Origin of the sequence: Pseudomonas sp. QLc11A (assembly GCF_052112305.1) — a bacterium.
GTDB lineage: Bacteria > Pseudomonadota > Gammaproteobacteria > Pseudomonadales > Pseudomonadaceae > Aquipseudomonas > Aquipseudomonas laurylsulfatiphila.
In genome coordinates, this window is the sequence record NZ_JAVAJJ010000018.1 from 134476 (window position 1) to 154961 (window position 20486).

19 protein-coding genes are annotated in these 20486 nt (G+C 60.0%); 14 read left to right on the forward strand and 5 right to left on the reverse strand.

Going from position 1 to position 20486, the window contains the following annotated elements; translation table 11 throughout:
* Positions 1-44: 44 nt before the first annotated feature.
* From Q8X48_RS23655 to Q8X48_RS23665, 3 genes are read right to left on the reverse strand one after another with little or no spacing between them, the layout of a single operon-like run.
* Positions 45-833 carry an enoyl-CoA hydratase/isomerase family protein gene (locus Q8X48_RS23655; protein WP_407801392.1) on the reverse strand — a complete coding sequence of 263 codons (789 nt, stop codon included), beginning with the start codon at positions 831-833 and terminating at the stop codon, positions 45-47.
* Between the two features lie 23 nt (positions 834-856).
* On the reverse strand, positions 857-1612 hold the full coding sequence (locus Q8X48_RS23660) for an SDR family NAD(P)-dependent oxidoreductase (protein WP_008060923.1): 756 nt from the start codon (positions 1610-1612) through the stop codon (positions 857-859).
* A gap of 44 nt (positions 1613-1656) precedes the next feature.
* Complete coding sequence (locus tag Q8X48_RS23665; RefSeq protein WP_407801393.1) at positions 1657-2427, reverse strand: SDR family NAD(P)-dependent oxidoreductase; 771 nt, start codon at positions 2425-2427, stop codon at positions 1657-1659.
* Positions 2428-2681: 254 nt separating this feature from the next.
* Between Q8X48_RS23665 and Q8X48_RS23670 the strand changes: the two genes are divergently transcribed.
* From Q8X48_RS23670 to Q8X48_RS23710, 9 genes are all read left to right on the forward strand, one after another.
* Positions 2682-3869, forward strand: coding sequence for a lipid-transfer protein (locus Q8X48_RS23670; protein WP_008060921.1), 1188 nt, complete (start codon positions 2682-2684; stop codon positions 3867-3869).
* A gap of 60 nt (positions 3870-3929) precedes the next feature.
* Positions 3930-4367 carry a MaoC family dehydratase N-terminal domain-containing protein gene (locus Q8X48_RS23675; RefSeq protein WP_008060920.1) on the forward strand — a complete coding sequence of 146 codons (438 nt, stop codon included), beginning with the start codon at positions 3930-3932 and terminating at the stop codon, positions 4365-4367.
* A 10-nt stretch (positions 4368-4377) separates the two neighbouring features.
* Complete coding sequence (locus Q8X48_RS23680; protein WP_407801394.1) at positions 4378-4797, forward strand: MaoC family dehydratase; 420 nt, start codon at positions 4378-4380, stop codon at positions 4795-4797.
* A 39-nt stretch (positions 4798-4836) separates the two neighbouring features.
* Positions 4837-5667, forward strand: coding sequence for an SDR family NAD(P)-dependent oxidoreductase (locus tag Q8X48_RS23685; protein ID WP_008060918.1), 831 nt, complete (start codon positions 4837-4839; stop codon positions 5665-5667).
* Between the two features lie 80 nt (positions 5668-5747).
* Complete coding sequence (locus Q8X48_RS23690; protein ID WP_407801395.1) at positions 5748-6893, forward strand: acyl-CoA dehydrogenase family protein; 1146 nt, start codon at positions 5748-5750, stop codon at positions 6891-6893.
* Between the two features lie 105 nt (positions 6894-6998).
* Entirely contained in the window at positions 6999-8567 is a 1569-nt protein-coding gene (locus Q8X48_RS23695) for a long-chain-fatty-acid--CoA ligase (RefSeq protein WP_407801396.1), read from the forward strand.
* A gap of 69 nt (positions 8568-8636) precedes the next feature.
* Positions 8637-10076 (forward strand): DUF1254 domain-containing protein, encoded by a 1440-nt coding sequence (locus Q8X48_RS23700; RefSeq protein WP_407801397.1) that lies wholly within the window; start codon positions 8637-8639, stop codon positions 10074-10076.
* Positions 10077-10185: 109 nt separating this feature from the next.
* Entirely contained in the window at positions 10186-11001 is an 816-nt protein-coding gene (locus Q8X48_RS23705) for an enoyl-CoA hydratase/isomerase family protein (RefSeq protein WP_407801398.1), read from the forward strand.
* 33 nt (positions 11002-11034) lie between these two features.
* Complete coding sequence (locus Q8X48_RS23710; protein ID WP_407801399.1) at positions 11035-12183, forward strand: acyl-CoA dehydrogenase family protein; 1149 nt, start codon at positions 11035-11037, stop codon at positions 12181-12183.
* A 61-nt stretch (positions 12184-12244) separates the two neighbouring features.
* On the opposite strand, the gene Q8X48_RS23715 is transcribed toward Q8X48_RS23710, so the two are convergent.
* Entirely contained in the window at positions 12245-13108 is an 864-nt protein-coding gene (locus Q8X48_RS23715; RefSeq protein WP_407801400.1) for an MBL fold metallo-hydrolase, read from the reverse strand.
* A 26-nt stretch (positions 13109-13134) separates the two neighbouring features.
* Complete coding sequence (locus tag Q8X48_RS23720; protein WP_407801401.1) at positions 13135-14232, reverse strand: CaiB/BaiF CoA transferase family protein; 1098 nt, start codon at positions 14230-14232, stop codon at positions 13135-13137.
* 130 nt (positions 14233-14362) lie between these two features.
* Between Q8X48_RS23720 and Q8X48_RS23725 the strand changes: the two genes are divergently transcribed.
* The 5 genes from Q8X48_RS23725 (at position 14363) to Q8X48_RS23745 (ending at position 20423) form a co-directional block, all read left to right on the forward strand.
* Positions 14363-14980, forward strand: coding sequence for a DUF2889 domain-containing protein (locus Q8X48_RS23725; protein WP_407801402.1), 618 nt, complete (start codon positions 14363-14365; stop codon positions 14978-14980).
* Between the two features lie 291 nt (positions 14981-15271).
* Positions 15272-16003: a WS/DGAT domain-containing protein gene (locus Q8X48_RS23730; RefSeq protein ID WP_407801403.1), complete on the forward strand. Its 732-nt coding sequence runs from the start codon at positions 15272-15274 to the stop codon at positions 16001-16003.
* Between the two features lie 257 nt (positions 16004-16260).
* Positions 16261-17169 carry a peptidyl-prolyl cis-trans isomerase gene (locus Q8X48_RS23735; protein WP_407801404.1) on the forward strand — a complete coding sequence of 303 codons (909 nt, stop codon included), beginning with the start codon at positions 16261-16263 and terminating at the stop codon, positions 17167-17169.
* Entirely contained in the window at positions 17169-18167 is a 999-nt protein-coding gene (locus Q8X48_RS23740; RefSeq protein ID WP_407801405.1) for a HupE/UreJ family protein, read from the forward strand. The genes Q8X48_RS23735 and Q8X48_RS23740 overlap by 1 nt, the downstream gene beginning before the upstream one ends.
* A 39-nt stretch (positions 18168-18206) precedes the next feature.
* Positions 18207-20423 (forward strand): DUF3604 domain-containing protein, encoded by a 2217-nt coding sequence (locus Q8X48_RS23745; RefSeq protein ID WP_407801406.1) that lies wholly within the window; start codon positions 18207-18209, stop codon positions 20421-20423.
* The last annotated feature ends 63 nt before the right edge of the window (positions 20424-20486 follow it).

The following is a 20486-nucleotide window of genomic DNA, read 5'->3' on the forward strand; positions in this document are numbered from 1 at the left end:
CCGCCCTATCGCGAGCAATCCCGCTCCTACAAGGATCAATGACCTCAGCGACCCAGGTAGACCGGCGGACGTTTTTCCAGGAAGGCCTTGATCGCTTCCTTGTGATCGACGCTGTAGAAGTTTTCCTTCTCCAGCGCTAGCGAGGTGTCCAGCACCAGGTTCACCGTATCGCGCAGAATCTTGTTGACCGACGCCTTGCTGGCAGCAATGGCCAGGCGCGGTCCGTCGGCCATGCGACGGGCCATTGCCATGGCACGCTCCAGCACCACATCGCCAGGCACGACCTCGTTGATCAGACCGATGCGCTCGGCTTCGGTGGCCGAAAGGCTGTCACCGGTGAGCAGATACTGCTTGGCCCGCGCCGGGCCAACCAGCCACGGCCAGATCGCAGCACCGCCATCCCCCGCGGCCACACCGATACGTACGTGCGGATCGGCGATTTTGGCTGACTCGGCGGCATAGATGATGTCGCAGAACAACGCAAGGGTCGCACCCAGCCCGGCCGCAGGACCGTTGATGGCGGCAATGATCGGCTGCGGCAGTTCCAGCAGGTCGATGATCAGCTTGCGTGCTTCGCGGAACAACTTGTCGACCCCTTCGGGGGTGATGTCGCGGAACCAGCTCAGGTCGCCGCCGCCACAGAAACCGCGTCCTTCGCCGGTCAGGACCACGGCATGCACCTCGCGGTCGCTGGCGATCTCGGCAAACACCCGGGACAACTCTTCGTGCAGGCCGGCGTTGATGGCGTTCATCGCCTCGGGCCGGTTCAGACGCATGGTCAACACGCCAGTGTCCAGTTCAAATGCGATGAATTTGTAATGTGCGTAGTGCATGAAACCTCCGTCAGGCATGGGAATTAAGCAGTGGCGCCGCCATCGACGACAAAATGCGCACCGGTGACATAGGAGGCCTCGTCCGAAGCCAGCCACAACACCATTTCGGCCTGTTCCTGTGGCTCGCCAAGACGGCGCAAGGCCGTGGTCTTAACGGCGTGCTCGAGCACTTTGCCGTTGAATTCGCTTTCAGGGCCGACGGTCATTGGCGTCGTGACATAGCCTGGGCATAGCGCGTTGATGCGGATGCCGTACTTGCCATATTCCATCGCAGCACTGCGGGTCAGGCCGATCACGCCGTGCTTGGAAGCGCTGTAGGCGGCAGCCCCCGGCGTCCCCTGCAGGCCCATGATCGAGGCGGTATTGATGATCGATCCACCCTTGGCCTTCATCGCACGCAACTGATGCACCATGCAGTTGAAGACCCCGGTCAGATTCACGTCCAGCACCAGCCGCCATTGCTCCAGGCCCTGCTCTTCCGTCAATGCAGGGGTGCCGCTGATGCCGGCATTGTTGAAGGCGATATCGAGCTGGCCGAAACGGGCCAGGGTTGCAGTGACCAGAAGCGCGCACTGCGCATCGCTGCGTACATCGACCTGCTGGAAGTACGCCTGTCCGCCCGTCTGGGTGATCAGCTTGACCACCGCCTGGCCCGAGGCCTCATTGGTGTCGGCGACCATGACCTGGGCACCCTCATCGGCAAACCTCAACGCCGTGGCTTTGCCGATACCCGATGCACCACCGGTGACAATGGCGACCTTGCCTTGCAAAAGGCTCATCTAAAACTCCTTTCCGAATTGTTTTTGTTGGGAAACCATTTGCTTTACGCGGTGGCGCCGCCATCGACGACGAACTGCGCACCGGTGACGTAGGAGGATTTGTCCGACGCGAGCCACAGCGCCATCTGCGCCAGTTCTTCAGGCTCGGCCTGTCGACGCAGTGCGGCATTGTTGACGGCCATGTCGATCATCCTGTTGCTGAAGCTGCTTTCCGGGCCCTGGGTCATGGGCGTCGCCACCAGGCCCGGGCAAAGTGCGTTGATGCGGATCCCTTGTTTGCCGTATTCGAGCGCAGCACTTTTGGTCAGACCGATCACGCCATGCTTAGAGGCGCAATAAGCCGAACTGCCCGGTGTGCCGGAGAGGCCGGCGATCGACGCGGTGTTGATGATCGAGCCGCCACGGCTCTTCATGGCGCGTAGCTCATGGACCATGCAGTTGAAGACCCCGGTGAGGTTGACGTCGAGGACGCGCCGCCAGAGACCCAGTCCCTGATCCTCTGTGAGTGCCGGCGTGGCAAAGATGCCGGCGTTGTTGAAGGCAATGTCCAGTTGCCCATAGCGCTGCAGCGTGGTGTCGATCAAGGCCGCACAATCGCGTTCGTTGCACACGTCGAGGTATTGAAAGAATGCCTCGCCACCTTGCCCCTTGATCTGTTCGACCAGTTCATTGCCTTCCTTCCTGGCCATGTCGGCGATCACCACGCTGGCGCCCTCTTTCACAAACAGCTCAGCTGTGACGCGACCGATGCCGGAGGCGCCGCCGGTGATGATCGCGACCTTGTCTTGAAGAAGCGTGCTTTGAAGAAGAGTCATGGATGCTCCGATAAAGAATGCGCCCGCCGTACACGCAGACACTCGGCAAAAAGGTTATTACAAGGCGTTCGCCCACCTAACCACCCACTACGTATTGGCACCACCTGCGCTCCCCGCCCTCTCGCCCCACCCATCCTGACCGGGTTACGCCCCTGACGTGTTCAGTCACATTTGAAGTGTGGCGGCATCCACTGCCGCTGACGCCTCGCCAAGTGTTCGTGGCGAAGCATCATCAATTGAGCATGGAGTTTGAGATGTCGCAGAAAATCTACGTGGCCGGCGTCGGCATGATTCCCTTCGTCAAGCCGGGCACCAGCGGGACTTACATTGAAATGGGCTCGCAAGCGGTGCGCCTGGCGCTCAAGGATGCCGGCCTGGACTACGGGCTGATCCAGCAGGCTTACGTGGGCTATGTGTACGGCGATTCCACCTGTGGCCAGGCGGCGTTGTATGACGTCGGCATGAGCGGCATCCCGGTGATCAACGTCAACAACAACTGTTCGACCGGCTCCAGCGCGTTGTTCCTGGCACGCCAGGCGGTGGAAAGCGGTGCGGTGGAATGCGCATTGGCCATGGGCTTCGAACAGATGCAGGCCGGTGCGCTCAAGAGCCATTGGGACGATCGCCCCGGCCCGATGGGCAAGAGCATCGCCATCGTCGACCAGTTGGCCTCCGATGCGGCGGAACTGCCGATGGCCTTGAAAATGTTCGGCGGCGCGGGCCGCGAGCACATGGAAAAGTACGGCACGCAGATGAGCACCTTCGCCGCCATTCGCGCCAAGGCCAGCCGTCACGCCGCGAACAACCCGTTGGCGATGTTCCGCAAGGTCGTAACCACCGAAGACGTGATGAACGATCAGGTGATCTGGCCAGGGGTGATGACTCGCCTCATGGCATGCCCACCTACTTGCGGCGCCGCTGCCGCAATCGTCTGCACCGAAGCCTTTGCGAAAAAACATGGCCTGCGCACTGACGTGGTCATCCTGGCCCAATCGCTGACCACCGATAAGCCGGTCGCTTTCGATCCGCCGTCGATGATCCAGATGGTCGGTTTCGACATGGCCCAGCGCGCGGCCAAAGAAGTCTATGAAAAGGCCGGCGTCGATCCACGGGACATCCGTGTGGCGGAAATGCACGACTGCTTTGCCCACAACGAATTGCTCACCTACGAATCCCTGGGCCTGTGCCCGGTCGGCGAAGCCGAGCAATTCATCCTCGATGGCAACAACACCTACGGCGGACAGGTCGTCACCAACCCGTCCGGCGGTCTGCTTTCCAAGGGCCACCCACTGGGCGCAACCGGCCTGGCGCAGTGCTACGAGCTGACTCATCAGCTGCGCGGCACCGCCGAAGCGCGCCAGGTCGAGGGCGTGAACCTCGCCCTGCAACACAACCTCGGCCTGGGCGGCGCCTGCATCGTCACCCTGTTCGGCCGCGGCTGATAAATGATGCGCGTCGGGTTTCCGGCGCGTTTTCCCGACTACTGATAGGAATCAACTGAGATGGCAGACAAGAGTCTGATCGGTCGTTCGCTCGGCGTAACCACCGCCGAAGTCGAAAAAGGCCGCCTGCGTTTCTTCGCCAAGGCCATTGGCGAAACCGACCCGGTGTACACCGATGAAGCCGCCGCCAAGGCAGCCGGCTACAAATCGCTGCCGGTACCGCCGACCTTCCTGGTGTGCCTCAGTGGCGAAGGCCGCGATATCGAAGCGCAACTGCGGATCTATGAATTCGACCTGGGCCGCATCCTGCACGCCGAGCAGTCGTTCGAGTACCACAAGCCAGCGGTTGCAGGCGATGTGTTGACCTTCGACAGCAAGATTGTCGATGTCTACGAAAAAGCGGGTGGCCGTTTGCAATTCGTGGTCAACGAAGTCCGCGTCACCAACCAGGATGGCGAGCACATCGCCGATCTCCGTTGCTCTCTCGTACAGCGTTAAGGAACCGTCGATGACTACCGTTCAATACTCCGATATCCAGGTTGGCGACGAAATCCCGCTGCTCAAGCTGCAACCGGTCAACCGCACCACGCTGGCGCTGTACTGCGGCGCTTCCGGCGACCATAACCCGATCCACATCGACCTCGATTTCGCCCGCAAGGCGCGCATGCCCGATGTGTTCGCCCACGGCATGTTGTCCGCCGCCTATCTGGGCCGTCTGCTGACCCGGTGGGTACCACAGCAGCAGGTGCGCAAGCTGTCGATCCGCTTCACCGGCATTACTCAGTTGGGCCACGTGCCGACCTGCACCGGCCAGGTGGTCGAGAAATTCGAAGCCGATGGCGAAAAACGCGTTCGCCTGTCGATCCGCTGCGCCAATCAATATGGCGAAGACAAACTCGTCGGCGAAGCCATCGTAGCGCTGCGCTGATCCCCTCCTCCAACCAACAACAATAGAAGGTTAAGCACAATGAAAAAGCTTGAAGGTAAAGTCGCATTGGTCACCGGTTCCGGCCGTGGTATCGGTCGCAGCGTCGCTCTGCAACTGGCCGCTTACGGCGCTCGCGTGGTGGTCAATGACCTCGACGCCGCTCCAGCCGAAGAAGTGGTTGCAGAAATCCGCAACGCCGGCGGCGAAGCCGTGGCTTGTGTGGGCAGCGTGACCGCCGCTGATTTTGCCGATCGTTTTGTGCAAACCGCCGTTCAGAACTACGGCGCCATCGACATCATCATCAACAACGCCGGCTACACCTGGGACAACGTGATCCAGAAGATGACCGACGAACAGTGGTACGCCATCCTCGACTGCCACTTGACCGCACCTTTCCGCATCCTGCGCGCCGCCCAGCCGGTCATCAGTGCCCAGGCGAAGAAAGAAGCCGCCGAAGGCAAGGAAGTGTTCCGCAAGGTCATCAACATCTCCTCTGTGGCTGCAGGTGGCAACGCCGGTCAGACCAACTACTCCTCGGCCAAGGCCGGCATCCTCGGCATGACCAAGACCCTGGCCCGCGAGTGGGGCCGCATGAAGGTTTGCGTCAACTCCGTGGCGTTCGGCTTCATCGATACCCGCCTGACCCAGGCACTGGCCGGCACCGAGAGCAAGACCGTGAACATCGAAGGTCGCGAAATCAAGGTCGGCGTCCAACAGGCGATGATTGATGGCGCCAGCCAGAACATCCCGCTGGGCCGCCCGGGTACCGCGGACGAAGCCGCAGGTTCGGTGGTGATGCTGTGCCTGCCGGAAGCCAACTACGTCTCCGGCCAGACCCTGGTCTGCGGCGGCGGCATGGGCAGCCTCTAAGCTCGCCGTTTCCCGTTCGCCCCTGCTCCGGTGCGAGGGCGAACGGACCCTGAACTTTCGATGAACCCGAGGTACACGCCATGCTGGAAAATTATCGTTCGCCGTGGATGGACGAAGACGTACAACCCTTCGCCGATAGCATTCGTCGTTTTGTGACCCAGAGCCTGGCCCCGCGCGAAGAAAAGTGGCGCCAGCAGCATCAGGCCGACCGCGAGTCGTGGCTGGCCTGCGGTGAAATGGGCATGATCCTGCCTGACGTGCCGGTTGAATACGGTGGCGCCGGCGGCACGCCGGCCCACGTCGCCGCCGTGGTCAACGAGCTAAATTATGCCGGTGTCAGCGGGATTTCCCTTGGCATCAACCACATCGTCGGCCACTACATCCTCGATGACGGCACCGAAGAGCAGAAGCTGCACTGGTTACCGAAAATCGCCTCGGGTGAAGTGATCTGCTCCGTTGCCATGACCGAACCGGGCACCGGCTCCGACCTGCAGGCGGTTCGCACGCGGGCGGTCAAACAAGGCGACAAGTACATCATCAACGGCGCCAAGACCTTCATCACCAACGGCCAGCTCAGCGACATGGTCGCCGTGGTGGCGAAAACCGACCTGAGTGCCGGTTCCAAGGGCATTTCGATCTTTCTGGTCGATACCAGACTGCCGGGTTTTCGTCGTGGCCAGTGCCTGGACAAAGTCGGCCTGCAGTCCTCCGACACCTCGGAAATGTTCTTCGACGATGTCGAGGTCTCAGCCGAATGTCTACTTGGCGGCGTCGAAGGCAAAGGTTTCTATACACTGATGAAGCAACTGCCTTACGAGCGCGCGCAAATCGCGATTTGTGCGGCGGCACAGATGGAACGGGCCCTGGCGCTGACCCTGGAATACACCAAGGAACGTACCGTGTTCGGCAAGACCGTTCTGGAGTACCAGAACACCCGCTTCACGCTCGCGGACGTCAAAGCCACGGTACTGGCCTCGCGGACCTTCTGTGACTACCTGATCCAGCAATGGGCCGACGGCAAGCTCGATTCCGCCACCGCGTCCATGGGCAAGTTCTGGTTGACCGAGCGTAACAGCGAGGTCCTGGACCGCTGCCTGCAGTTCTTCGGCGGCTACGGCTACATGAACGAATACCCGATTGCCCGCATGTGGGCCGATGCCCGGGTAGCGCGCATCTACGGTGGCGCCAACGAAATCCAGCGCGAGCTGGTGGGGCGTTCACTCTGACGCAGTAACGATTTTCTTGCCGGTACGCGCGCGGCTGCCTGTGGCCGCGGCGTACCGGATGTGACTACACGATCAACGATAAAAATAAAATTCTGGAGTCTCCCCATGTACATCACTCAAGGATTGCATCGGCACTTGCAAGCCAGGCCGGACGCCACCGCCGTGCGGTTTGAGGGTCGCAGCATCACTTACGCCCAACTGGGCGACCGCGTTGCGCGCCTGGCGTGCGTCCTCCAGGGACTGGGTGTGAACCGCGGCGATCGCGTTGCCATGCTTTCGCTCAACTCACAGCGCTACATCGAGTACTACCTGGGTGTGCCATGGGCCGATGCCGTACTCAACCCGGTGAACATTCGCTGGAGTGCGGCGGAAATTATCTATTCGCTGGACGATTCAGAGACCACGGTGCTGATCGTCGACGATACGTTCAAGGCGTTGGGCAGCAGAATCGCAGCCGAGGCCAAAACCATTCGTACGGTGATTTACGCCGGCGAAGGCGAGACGCCGAGCGGGATGCTCAACTACGAGGCGCTGCTGGATGTCGCCCATCCGATCGAAGATGCGCGGCGTTGCGGTGATGAGATGCTGGGGATTTTTTATACCGGCGGCACCACCGGATTTCCCAAGGGCGTGATGCTCAGCCACAGCAACGTTGCATTTTCCGCAATGGCCACCTTGAACATGGGGACCTATGGCGCCGATGCGGTGTTCCTGCATGTCATGCCCATGTTTCACCTGGCCGACTTCGCCGCCATGACGGCGTTGTTCTTAAGTGGGGGCACCCACGTCGTCCTGCCCTCCTTCATTCCGCAGATGGTACTGGAAACCATCGAACATGAGCGCATCAGCGAAATTCTGTTGGCCCCGACCATGATCCAGATGCTTCTGGATTGCCGGGACAAACACCCGCAGTTGGCGAGCCTTGAGCTGGGCTCGCTGACGGCCATCGGTTATGGCGCATCGCCCATTACCCCTGTCCTGCTTGATCGAGCCCGGGAGGCATTCCCCGCCGCCGGCTTCTTCCAGGGTTATGGCATGACCGAACTGGCGCCCATGGCCACTTCCCTTTCGGCCGAGTATCACTGTCAGGCACACCACGACAGCGGCAAGATGTATTCCGCAGGCCGCCCTGCCATTTGCGTCGAAGTGCGTATTGTCGATGTCCATGACAACGAGGTTCCACGCGGCACTGTGGGGGAAATCATCGTGCGCGGTCCGAACGTCATGCTCGGCTACCTGAACAAGCCGCAAGAGACCGCTGAAGCGCTGCGCAACGGCTGGATGCACACCGGCGACGGTGGCTACATGGACGAAGACGGCTTCATCTACGTGTGCGATCGGCTGAAGGACATGATTGTCAGCGGTGGTGAAAACATCTATTCGGCCGAAGTTGAAACCGCCATCGCCAGCCACCCCGCCGTCGCGCAGATCGCTGCCATCGGTATACCCTGTGCCAAATGGGGCGAAACGGTGCATGCAGTGATCGTGCTCAAACCAGGCGAAGCTGCCACCGGCGAAGACATCATCGCCCACTGCCGCGAACGCATCGCCGGCTACAAATGCCCGCGCAGCGTCGAGTTCCGTGAAGCCTTGCCGCTGTCCAGTGTAGGCAAAGTGCTCAAGACCGAATTGCGTCAGCCTTTCTGGGGTGACCGCAAGCGCAACATCGCCTGATCCCCCTGCCCCTTGCATGCCAAGGGGCAGCTCATCGCTGATGCAATCATCTTTGGGTCGATGCCAATCATGACAAGAATAAACACGCCTGAAACAAACAAAGCGAAGCTGTGTGCCGCGGCGTTGTTGAGCGCCTTGTTGATCGCCGTATTGCAGACGGCACCTGCCTCCGACAAGCAGCAACTGGAAGCACAGGTCGTTGCAGGGCGGGCCTTTGAAGCAGCGGTGTGGGGCATGCCGCTGGTGAATTTCGATGCCATGCGCCAGGCCTATTTCCGCGATGCCGGTGCGCAGTACAACGACATCATGTTCTGGTCCCGTCCTTCGGACTGGCGCAACCAGACCACCACGCCCAACCATTCGACGCTGTACGTGATGTTCTTCGTCAACCTCAAGGACGGGCCGGTGGTCGTAGACATCCCGGCCACCCGCCAGGCGGGGCTGTACGGGACATTAATCGACGCCTGGACGACGCCCCTGCTGAATGTTGGCAACAAGGGCCAGGACCAGGGAAAAGGCGGCAAATACCTGATGCTGCCACCGGGCTACCAGGGGCAAGTCCCGGCAGGCTACATCCCTGTGCAAAGCAATACCTTCAACAACTACAGCCTGCTTCGGGTGATCACCAAAACCGTTGACAAACAGGACCTGGCTGCAGGTGTCGACTACCTCAAGAACTTGAAAGTCTACCCGTTGGCGAGTGCCGGCAATGAACCGGCGAATCGCTACATCGACATGGCTGACAAGGTTTATGAAGGCATCGCCAAATTTGACGACAGCTTCTATGACGCCATTGCCAGAATGGTCGCCGAAGAGCCAGTTCAGGAGCGAGACCTGGCGATCATGGGGCAGTTGCGTTCCCTGGACATTGGCAAAGGGATGTCTTACAACCCCGACAGCCAGCGGCGCCAAGTGCTCAGTCAGCAAGCAAAACAGGCGCAGTTTTACCTCATGAGCGGTTACGAGCAGTCGGGGGTGCCGATCTGGGGCGAGCAACGTCAGTGGCGGTCATTGGCCGATCCCAAGACCACGCTGGCTACCAGGCTGACTTTCGTCCAGCCCGGGCAGAGCGTATTGCTCGATGAGCGTGCCTACGCCTGGTTTGCGATGTTTGGGCCCATCGTGCCCCCGGGTGTCCAGGTCTACATGAAGTCCTACGCAACCGCGACCGGGCAACCACTGGACGGCAATCACAGCTACCGCCTGCGGGTCCCGGCCGACGTACCGGCCAATGATTTCTGGTCGGTGGATGCCTATGACGTCAGCACCGGTGGGTTCATCCGCCAGGCCCGGGTGGTCGGTCTCGACTCCTACGACCAGCAACTCAAGCGCAACGTCGATGGCACGGTGGATCTGTACTTCGCGCCTGAAGCCCCGCCCGGCCATGAGAGCAACTGGATCAGCACCCAGCCGGGCCAACGTTTCTTCACCCTCTTCCGCATCTACGGTCCCAAGCAGGCAATGATTGACCGCAGCTGGGTGCTCAATGATGTGGAAAAAATTGACTAAGCCTCGGGCAAAGGGCTGACGACCCACTGACTTCCCCTTTGCATCGGTGTGCGATCGCCGCCGATGCTTTTTTTTTACGCTGCCGATCATCCCCTTGGAGACACCTGCCATGAGCGAATCACTCGCCCAGACGCTATTCACACGCCTGCAGATAACCGGTCCGGACGTGGATGGCATTGCCCTCGTCACCCTGGCCCGCCCGGAAAGCCTGAACAGCATCGACCTGGAAATGTTCACCGAACTCAAGCGACTGGCGGTGGTTGCCGAGGCGGATCCGCAGGTGCGCGCAATGATACTGACCGGTGCAGGCCGCGGTTTCTGTGCGGGCCTGGACCTGGAAGTGGCCGGCCAGCTCTCGCGCTTGAGCATCGAGCAGTACATGACCATCCAGGAGTTGGCCGGCAGCACGATCACTGCCTTGCGCTTGATGCCCAAGCCGCTGATTGCGGCGGTGAATGGCGCGGCAACCGGCGGCGGACTGGCCCTGGCACTGGTGGCCGATATCCGCCTGGCCAGCGAGCAGGCACGTATGGGCGTGGCGTTCACTCGTCTCGGGCTGTCTTCGTGCGATGTCGGCATGTCGTGGCTGTTGCCTCGTATCGTTGGCCTGGGGGCCGCCAGTGAACTCATGCTCACCGGACGCATCATCGACGCGCAGGCGGCCGCGCGCATCGGCCTGGTCAACCACGTAGTGACGGCCGATGAACTGCTCGACAGCGCTTATCAGGTGGCTCGGGAAATTGCCCGCAACTCGGCGTTTGCCATGCGCCTGACCAAACAGGGATTGCAGACGAACGTCGACGCAACCTCCCTGCACGCCGCCATCGAACTTGAAAACCGGACCCAGGCGCTGGCGGCGCGCTCGGAAGAGATGCAGACGGTTTTCGCCAGATTCAGCGAAGAACAGGCCAGCAAGCGCCGGTAACTCCTCCCCACAACACACTCAGGTGACCTTTAAATGAGCCAAACCTATACCTCTCCCTGGATGAACCCTGAACTGCAATTGTTCCGCGACAACGTGCGGCGCTTCTTCGCCGAAGAAGTAGTGCCCCATCAGGAGCGTTGGTACAAGCAGCATCACGTCGACCGCGAACTCTGGTACAAGGCCGGTGAACTGGGCTTGCTGGCACTGGACATGCCGGAGGAATACGGCGGCAGCGGCGGCACCTTTGCACACCTGGCGGTGTTTTTCGAAGAGCAGGCAGCGGTCGGTGACTGGGGTTTTGGCGTGCAGGTGCACCACATCGTCTCCCACTACATTCTCAATCACGGCACCGAAGACCAGAAACGCCTATACCTGCCGAAAATGGCCTCGGGCGAGATGATCGGTGCCATCGCCATGACCGAACCGGGTGCCGGTTCCGACTTGCAGGGCATCCGCACTCGTGCCGTACGCGAAGGCAACGAGTACGTGATTGACGGTGCCAAAACGTTTATCTCCAATGGCTCGATGGCAGACCTGGTGGTGGTCGTGACCAAGACCGATCCGAATGCAGGTAGCAAAGGCATGTCGCTGATCATTGTCGAGACCCGGGATAAGGCAGGCTTCAGTGTCGGTCGACGCCTGGAGAAACTCGGCCAGCACAACGCCGATACCGCCGAATTGTCGTTCGCCGGTGTACGGGTGCCCGTGACCAACCTGCTCGGCGGTGAAGAAGGTTTGGGCATGCGCCAGTTGATGTCCGACCTGGCCTATGAGCGCGTCGGTTGCGCAGTTGGCTCCACGGCGGCCATTGAACGAGCGGTGCGCCTGACCGTGGAATACGTGCGTGAACGCAAAGCTTTTGGCAAACCATTGCTGGACCTGCAGAACACCCGCTTCAAGCTGGCCGAAGCCGATACCCAGGCCACCCTCGCCCGGGTTTTCACCGACAACTGCATCCAGCGCATGCTCGACGGCACCATGGACACGGTCACCGCCTCGAAGGCCAAGTTGTGGACGACCGAAACCCAAGGCAAGGTCATCGACGAGTGCCTGCAACTGTTCGGCGGTTATGGCTACATGATGGAGTACCCGATCGCCCGCATGTATGCCGACGCCCGCGTCCAGCGGATCTATGCCGGCACCAGTGAAATCATGAAAGAGATTATTGCGCGCGCGCTGTAAGCGATGCCCCGGTCCCGAGAGGCCATCGGGTCGAAAGATTTCGACCCGATGGCCTCGACGGTCAAACCTCCTCGCGGCTCAACGCAGATTGTTGGTCATACGGGGAATAGCGCGATTGGCGATCACGAAAAATCCTGACCGCTGCAGCCTGTTGGTCGCGAGCCAGAAACAAGCGACCGCCACGGTCGATCACATGATCAAGCAAGCGCTCCTTCTCACCGATCAGGCATTCCGGGTTACGGTCGTAACCACCGGTGAGGGATAGATCCAGCCAGCGGATCGCGGGGATCAGGTCGCCAGCGAACAACAGCGGCCCACCCGGCATGCTGATCTCCGGCAGTAATTGGCCAAGGGTGTATCCGTTACTCTCATGCAAGTGCCACCCAGCACCGAGCTCCGCATTCGTCCCTGCCTGAAGCAGCTTCAAGCGCCCGCTGTGCTCCAGTTGGCGCAGAATCGAGCGAACGAACAGGTTGCGGTCATGTGGGTGAGGATGTTGCGCCCGACGCCAATGATTCTCGCCCGTCAAGTAATGGGCACGAGGGAACAGCACGCGCTGCACCAAACCATCTTCGATAACCCGCAACAGGTCCTGGGAAGGCCATGTGTGCAGATGGGTGAAAAACACCACATCGATATCGTTTTCACCCAGGCCCAGACGGGCCAGATTATGCAAAAGGCTCGGAGCATGAGGCTGGCAGTTGCAGGTGCGTGGCAGCGGCGCCAGCAGAGATTCGCTACCCGCCATGACCAGGATATTTCGCTTTTGCTCTTGAACCAGCAGGACGCGCGAAGCCAACTTGACCAGGTTGTCCTGATCGGGCTGCATCCACTGAGTCCACACGCGACGAGGCGTATTGCCAAACAATACGCCACCATCAATTGTGCGCGGCGCGCCGCTGATACTGGAGAGTTGTCGCTGCAAAGCGACACTCCCATGCTGGGTCAGATTCAACGCCATACCGATGCAGCAGCGTCGTCGAGCGCGGCCATTACCTGATCGGTATGCTCACCAAATCGCGGAATCGGACCAGGTATTACAACCTGGTCATCAAAGCGCGGCGCGGCCACCGTTTGCAGCATATTGTCCCGCTCGAAATACACTTGGCGGGCCACGTTATGGGGGTGTTTCGCAGCTTCATCCGGACTCAGCACCGGGGAGAAGCAAACGTCGGTGTACTCCAGTAATTCACACCATTGATCTCGGGTGCGGGTCTGGAACAGTTCCGTGAAATGTTGATGCATTTCGCCCCAGCGTTTGCCGTCCCATTGGCGAGCGAAACGTGGATCGTCCTGCAGGCCCAATTTTTCCAGCAACAGCGCGTAGAACTGCGGCTCAATTGAACCCAGGGTTATGAATTCGCCATCGGCGCAGCGATAGGTCGAGTAGAAATGTGAGCTGTCATGCAGGTTGTTGCCGCGATTGAAACCTTCGCCGAAGAAACCGGCATTACGGGTCGACAGCATCAACTGCATCATGTGCGCGGAACCGTCGAGGATCGCCGCGTCCACGACCGTCCCCTGCCCGGTTTGGCGTGCGTTCAGCACACCGGCCAACAGGCCGACAGCCAGATAAAGCGCACCACCGCCGATGTCGCCGAGTAGTGTGATAGCGGTGCTCGGTGGCTCAGCAGCGGTGCCGTTGTGGTACAGCGCGCCAGATAACGAGATGTAATTGTTGTCGTGCCCCGCGGCCTGCGCCATCGGGCCACCCTGACCCCAGCCGGTCATGCGGCCAAACACCAGGCGCGGATTACGCGCGCGGCACACGTCAGGTCCAAGGCCCAGACGCTCCATAACTCCCGGGCGCATGCCCTCGATCAATACGTCCGCGTCTTCGATCAGCTTCAACACCAGTTCGCGACCTTCGGCGGTCTTCAGGTCGGCAGCGACGGATCGCTTGCCGCGATTGACGAGGTTCGCCCGACCTGCGCCCTGATCGGCGCGCTCAACCGCAATGACGTCCGCACCGAGATCGGCCAGGTGCATCGCACAAAAAGGACCGGGACCGATCCCACAGATTTCAACCACCTTGATACCCGACAGCATGAGCACTCTCCTCTTGTTTTTGGCGTGATTCAGGCATTGGGAACGCAGGTTAAGTGATATGGAGCATCCTGACCCCAACCCACTAGAGGTGGTTTTTTTCATCCTGACGACAGCCAATAATTGAACGCGAATGCCGGTTTGGCGCTTTCACAACGATGACAAGGTTTCGGTAATGACAGTGCAGATAAACGAACGCGCGACACGCAGGCTCCTGCATACCCGCAACGTGGTATGCAGCGGTTATGAGCGCAGTGATGGCCTGTATGACATCGTGGGAACGTTACTGGATACCAAGGCCGATGACTCCGACATTTTTTTCAAATATGTCCAGGCCGGTGAGCCTTTCCACCAGATGCGTCTGACCATGACGATCGACCTGGACCTGGTGATTCACGCGCTCACCGCCCATACCGACGTTGGCCCTACGCCCTACTGTGCCGAAATCAGCCCGGTGTACACGAAGTTGGTGGGCATGAAGATTGGCTCGGGTTTCAAAAAGCGTGTGTTGGAACGGGTGGGTGGCAGCCTTGGCTGCACGCATCTGACCGAACTTCTGGGACCGATGGCGACCACGGCCTTCCAGACCACTTTTTTCCTGCAGCGTGAGGCCCAGAAGCAAAAGTGCTGCGATGACCCTGCTTATCAGATGCCCAGGCCCTGGGTTATCGGTACCTGCCATGCCTATCGCGCAGAGGGAGAGGCCGTGCGTCTGATCTGGCCGCAGACACTTTCGTCACCGGTTGGCTGATTCTTGGCGATTTGCAGTTTTCGTAGGAGCAGGTCGGATTTTTTAGCGGTGCGGGCGGTCACCCTCCTCGGCTAAATGGTCTGCCCCTACTTTTTATTTGCCAGGCAGCGCTGGCTGGCCGCTTGGTCGTTCAGGCCTGACACTGCGATAAAAAAAACGCCGCCCATCGTGAGATCAGCGGCGTTTTTTGTTGCATTTGCGATTTCCCCGCTGCACGGGCCCAGCACGCCTCGATCAAGCCTCGAATCAGCCAAACGTGTCTGGGACTCGGTGACACTGGACCTCGCCACCGTGAAGCAGATCACAGGCGCGGTGCCGGGAGCGACGATCAACGACGCGGTGCTTGCAATGATCGGCGGCGCGATGCGCCGCTATTTGCAGGCAAAAGACGAACTACCGGAAAAATCCCTGGTGAGCATGGCACCCGTCAATACCCGTCTGGAAGGAGCCGCAAGCACGACCAATACGATTTCAATCCTCAGATTTCCGTTAGGCACCCACATTGAAGACCCGCTCGAGCGACTTCAGGCGGTACAACTCGCTACGGCGGAATCGAAGGCGATACAGAATGCAATTGGTGCTCATGAACTGACGAACCTGCAGAAGTTCACCCCACCGGCGACGCTGGGCCTTGCCGGCCGACTGGCGACACTGACCGGCGGGGGCGGCAAGGGCCCGGTCTTGCTGCACAACTGCATGGTGACCAACGTCCCTGGCCCCAACACTGAGCTCTACCTGCTCGGAGCGAAGCTTATGCACTGGGGCGGCATGGGCCCGCTGGCCGATGGCATGTCACTGATCTGGAACCCGACCAGCTACTGCGGGAAGATGTTCATCTCGTTGACCAGCTCGCCGAACATCGTTTCCGATCCGGATTTTCTCGCGCGCTGCCTGCTGGATTCCTACGAAGAAATGAGTGAGGCGGCCAGACAGATGACCCCATCGATCCCGGCGAGCAAAGTGCTGAGCAAGCGTCGCAAACAGGGGCCAGGCAAACCAGGGCAAGTCCGGACGCCAGCCTGAGCACTGGCGACTGCCTGATCATGCGCCCGATGTAAAGACGGAACAGATCTGTCAGGGATCGCTCTTCGGGTTGGGGTTTCTGGTATTTATCCCGGGTTTTACAGGCGCAAGACTGCACGGACCCGGGAAATGGATTAATCCGATTACGACTAATGCCTAGTGCTTATCGTGATTAACCTCGGTGGAAAGTTCCGGCCCAGCAGCAATACTCCACTCTGTTTCGAAAACCATTCGAGAATAGCGTGGGGCAATAAGACATGAACTTGAGCGTCTGCGAAGCGAAAGAATCTCGACTTTCGTTAATCAAGCGATGCCTGCGCCAGCCGTTACTGCACTTCTTAGTTGCCGGTTTTGCACTCTTCGTACTGTACGGCGGTTTGCACCCTTCAACGGTCAATCAAGATCCGCAACGCATCGAAATTACCCCTGAAGTTGTCCAGCGGCTCGCGATTTCCTGGCTGGCACGTTGGCAACGCCCCGCCTCGGAGCAACAGTTGCAGGTCCTGATTGATGATTATGTGAGAGAGGAAATCCTCTATCGCGAAGCACTGAAACTTGGCCTGGATAAAGACGACACCATCATTCGCCGCCGACTGGCGCAAAAAATGGATTTCCTCGCCGAAGATGTCGCCTCACTTCGTGAACCGGCGCCCGGTGTACTTGAAGCCTGGTACAACCAGAATCAGGACCAATATGCCCCGCCCCCTCTGGCGACCTTCCATCATGTGTTCTTCGCCCTGGACAAACGCGGTGCGGATGCGCAGGCCCAGGCTCAAACCGCGCTAAGGGGGCTGACTGACAGGAACAGCGGTGAAGGCGATGCCTTCGTGTTTGAAAGCGCCTACACAGAGCAATCACAGGATCAAGTGGCGCGGGTCTTTGGTTCTAAGTTCGCACTTTCGTTGTTCCAGCAAACGCCGGGTAGTTGGGTGGGGCCTGTGGAGTCCGGTTTTGGCTGGCATCTGGTGTGGATCGATACGCTGGCCAAACCACCGGCACCGCCTTTCGAAACCGTGGCCCAGCAGGTCAAGTCCGATTGGTTGTCCGAGCAACGCAGCGAATCGAAACGCGCGAATTTCGATGCGCTCAAAGCACGCTATGAAGTCGTGGTGATGATGCCGGCTTCCGCCGCTGACGTTGCCACTATCCAGACGGAGCGGCCGTGATGAGGCGCAGGGTCTGGCTGCTGTTGCTGCTCGGGTGCATGGGGCTGAGCGCGATGGCCCATGAGTCCCGCCCTGCTTATCTGGAACTCAACGAAACGGCCGCTGGGCGCTATGACGTACTGTGGCGCACGCCGGTGCTGTCAGGCATGCGCTTGCCGATTGCGCTGCGGTTTGCCGAAGGTGTGCGCACTGTCGTTGACCCGGTGGAAAGCCAACTGAACGACTCGTTGATCGAACGCCGGGTCATTGAAGCCGGTCCCGCCGGCCTGGTCGGGCAACGCATCGAGTTTGTCGGCCTGCAAGCGAGCATCACCGATGTGCTGGTGCGTGTCTCGCGCCTGGACGGCAGCCTGACCACCACCCTCGTCCACCCCGCGCAACCCTGGATGGAAATCGCTGCCACGCCGGGAATGTTCTCGGTGGCCGGTGCGTTTCTGGTCCATGGCATCCAGCACATCCTGGGGGGCTTCGATCACTTGCTGTTCGTCTGCGGTCTCCTGCTGCTGGTGGGTAATGGCTGGATGCTGGTGAAGACCATCACCGCGTTCACCCTCGCCCACTCCATTACCCTGGCGCTCGCAGCATTGGGGGCGGTGCAGCTTCCCGGCCCGCCTGTGGAGGCGACGATTGCCCTGAGCATCCTGTTGCTGGCGGTGGAAATCGTCCGCAAGAACCGTGGCGACGTCAGCTTCACCATCCAATGGCCATGGGTGGTGGCGTTCTGTTTTGGCCTGTTGCACGGTTTTGGTTTTGCCGGTGCGCTGGCGCAAATCGGCTTGCCCCAGCGCGACCTGCCGCTGGCGCTGTTCACTTTGAATGTCGGCGTCGAAATCGGCCAGTTGATGTTCGTCGCCGCCGTGCTGTGCCTGCGAGCGTTGTTGCTGCGTTGTCAGTTGCCACGGCCCGCGCTCCTGTATGCCCGACCGATGGCTGCCTACGGTTTGGGAACACTGGCGGCCTTCTGGTTTTTCGAACGAGTCTCGAGTTTCTGGGCCTGAACTTCACCCTGTCACTGCCGTATTCCGGAGACGTGGAATATGAAACCCCCTACACACTTCACCGCGCCGTCACTGCTCGGTTGCGCCGTGCTCACTGTCAGCTCATTGGCATTGGCAGAGGGCAATCCGGACCGCGAGGTTTACTTTGGCCAGACGCACTCGCACAGCTCCTGGTCGATCGATGCCTACCTGATCGGCAACCACCAGGTCGATCCCGAGCAAGCCTACCAATACTCGCTTGGCATGCCGGTCAAGCACCCGATGGGGTTTGAAGTGCAGCTCAAAGGCCGACCGCTGGATTTCCATGGCGTGACCGATCATTCGGAGTACGTGGGCGTGATCGCCTTGGCCAACGATCCGAAGTCTGACTTCAGCAAACTGCCCATCGCGCAAAAACTGATTGCCAAGACTCCGGAGGATTTCAACCGGGTGTTCAAGTGGATCGCCGGCAGCTTGAACGCCCCCATCAAGGAACTGATTGATCCTAAGGTGGCCGGCAACATCTGGCAGCAGAACATCGCCATCGCCGACAAGTACTACAAGCCCGGCAAGTTCACCACCTTCGTCGCCTATGAATGGACCTCGGCACCGAACAATCAGAACATGCACCGCAACGTGTTTTTCCGTGACTCGAAGAAGGTGCCGGACCTGCCCTTCACGGCACTCGACTCGAGCAAACCCGAGGACTTGTGGAGCTGGATGGACGATCAACGGAAAAAGGGCAATGAAATACTGGCGATCTCCCACAACGCCAACCTCAGCAACGGTCTGATGTTTCCGGTGGACGTCGATGATCGTGGCCGCCCGATCGATGCGGCATGGGCCGAAACGCGGATGCGCAATGAATCGCTCACGGAGATTCACCAGGTCAAGGGCACTTCCGAAACCCACCCCGAACTGTCGCCAACCGACGAATTTGCCAATTATGAAATCATGAGTTTCCTGATCGGCATCGACAACAGCACCTCCAAACTCAACGGCAGCTACATCAGGCAGGCCTGGCAAAACGGCATGGCCATGCAGGAAGCCCGCGGCTACAACCCGTACAAGATGGGCGTGGTCGGCGCCAGCGACTCGCACAACGGGGTGATTCCCTATTCGCAGAGCAACAACTTCGGCTCCCACGGTTTCACCGACAGCACCCCGGCGGCGCGACTTTCCGGCAAACAGAACTCGGGCATGATGGCCCTGCAAACCAGCACCTCCGGCCTGGCCGGCGTCTGGGCGGAAGAAAACACCCGTGAATCGATCTTCGATGCCATGAAGCGTAAAGAGGTCTACGGCACCAGCGGCGTGCGCATCCCCGTGCGCATGTTTGGTGGCTGGGGCTTCGACAACAGTCTGTGGAACGAAAAAGACTGGGTGCATGCCGCCTATGCCAAGGGCGTTCCCATGGGCGGCGACTTGCCGGCAAAACCGGGCAAACAGGCACCGTCCTTCGTGGTATGGGCGGTCAAGGATGCCGACGATGGCAACCTCGACCGAATCCAGATCATCAAGGGCTGGACCAAAAACGGCCAGACCTTCGAGAAGGTCTACGACGTCGCCTGGGCCGGTGATCGCCAACCGGATCCGGTCACCGGCAAAGTCCCTGCGGTGGGCTCGACCGTCGATGTTTCCAAGGCGACCTACACCAACACCATCGGTGCCACCGAGCTGAAAAAAGTCTGGGTCGATCCGGACTTCGATCCGGCCCAGCACGCGTTCTACTACGCCCGCGCGCTACAGATCCCGACCCCGCGCTGGAGCACCTATGACGCGGCCAAGCTGCAAGTACCGCCACCGGCCGACGTCTCGTCCACCGTCCAGGAGCGCGCGTGGACCTCACCGATCTGGTACACGCCAACAGCCGAGGACAGCAAGTCTGTCGCTGGCGGCAAAACCATTGACCAACTGAAAACCGAAGGCGCCAAAGCGCTGACCAACGAGCAGTTGCAAACCTTCGTGGTGGGCAAAACCATCAAGGTGCGCAATACCGTCACTGGCCAGACATTCGAAATCGTCTATGGCACCGACGGCCAACGCCTGGTCGCCAGCGTCGATGGCAAGGCGCCCGCCGAGGGGGAATACCTGAACATGCTGCATGGCGGGCAGTTCGGCGTACCGGCCAAGTATGAAATCAAGGACGGGCACCTGCTGACAACACTCGGCGGCACGCCCTTCGAGGCCACGGTGTTCGAGCAGAACGGCAAGTACGTGGCGGCTCGCAGCAACGAGTTCGGTTATGTGAATTATGAGGTTGAAGCGGTCAAGTAGCGCCGAGGCCGGCACCGATGCTCTGCATCCATCGGTGCTGGCAAATTAACGCGAAAGGATAGG

Coding starts and splice junctions, on each gene's coding strand:
- Q8X48_RS23710 (WP_407801399.1), top strand. CDS start 11,035: ATGAGCCAAACCTATACCTCTCCCTGGATGAACCCTGAACTGCAATTG.
- Q8X48_RS23720 (WP_407801401.1), bottom strand. CDS start 14,232: ATGCTGTCGGGTATCAAGGTGGTTGAAATCTGTGGGATCGGTCCCGGT.
- Q8X48_RS23680 (WP_407801394.1), top strand. CDS start 4,378: ATGACTACCGTTCAATACTCCGATATCCAGGTTGGCGACGAAATCCCG.
- Q8X48_RS23705 (WP_407801398.1), top strand. CDS start 10,186: ATGAGCGAATCACTCGCCCAGACGCTATTCACACGCCTGCAGATAACC.
- Q8X48_RS23670 (WP_008060921.1), top strand. CDS start 2,682: ATGTCGCAGAAAATCTACGTGGCCGGCGTCGGCATGATTCCCTTCGTC.
- Q8X48_RS23735 (WP_407801404.1), top strand. CDS start 16,261: ATGAACTTGAGCGTCTGCGAAGCGAAAGAATCTCGACTTTCGTTAATC.
- Q8X48_RS23675 (WP_008060920.1), top strand. CDS start 3,930: ATGGCAGACAAGAGTCTGATCGGTCGTTCGCTCGGCGTAACCACCGCC.
- Q8X48_RS23745 (WP_407801406.1), top strand. CDS start 18,207: ATGAAACCCCCTACACACTTCACCGCGCCGTCACTGCTCGGTTGCGCC.
- Q8X48_RS23700 (WP_407801397.1), top strand. CDS start 8,637: ATGACAAGAATAAACACGCCTGAAACAAACAAAGCGAAGCTGTGTGCC.
- Q8X48_RS23695 (WP_407801396.1), top strand. CDS start 6,999: ATGTACATCACTCAAGGATTGCATCGGCACTTGCAAGCCAGGCCGGAC.
- Q8X48_RS23725 (WP_407801402.1), top strand. CDS start 14,363: ATGCCGGTTTGGCGCTTTCACAACGATGACAAGGTTTCGGTAATGACA.
- Q8X48_RS23665 (WP_407801393.1), bottom strand. CDS start 2,427: ATGACTCTTCTTCAAAGCACGCTTCTTCAAGACAAGGTCGCGATCATC.
- Q8X48_RS23655 (WP_407801392.1), bottom strand. CDS start 833: ATGCACTACGCACATTACAAATTCATCGCATTTGAACTGGACACTGGC.
- Q8X48_RS23685 (WP_008060918.1), top strand. CDS start 4,837: ATGAAAAAGCTTGAAGGTAAAGTCGCATTGGTCACCGGTTCCGGCCGT.
- Q8X48_RS23690 (WP_407801395.1), top strand. CDS start 5,748: ATGCTGGAAAATTATCGTTCGCCGTGGATGGACGAAGACGTACAACCC.
- Q8X48_RS23740 (WP_407801405.1), top strand. CDS start 17,169: ATGAGGCGCAGGGTCTGGCTGCTGTTGCTGCTCGGGTGCATGGGGCTG.
- Q8X48_RS23660 (WP_008060923.1), bottom strand. CDS start 1,612: ATGAGCCTTTTGCAAGGCAAGGTCGCCATTGTCACCGGTGGTGCATCG.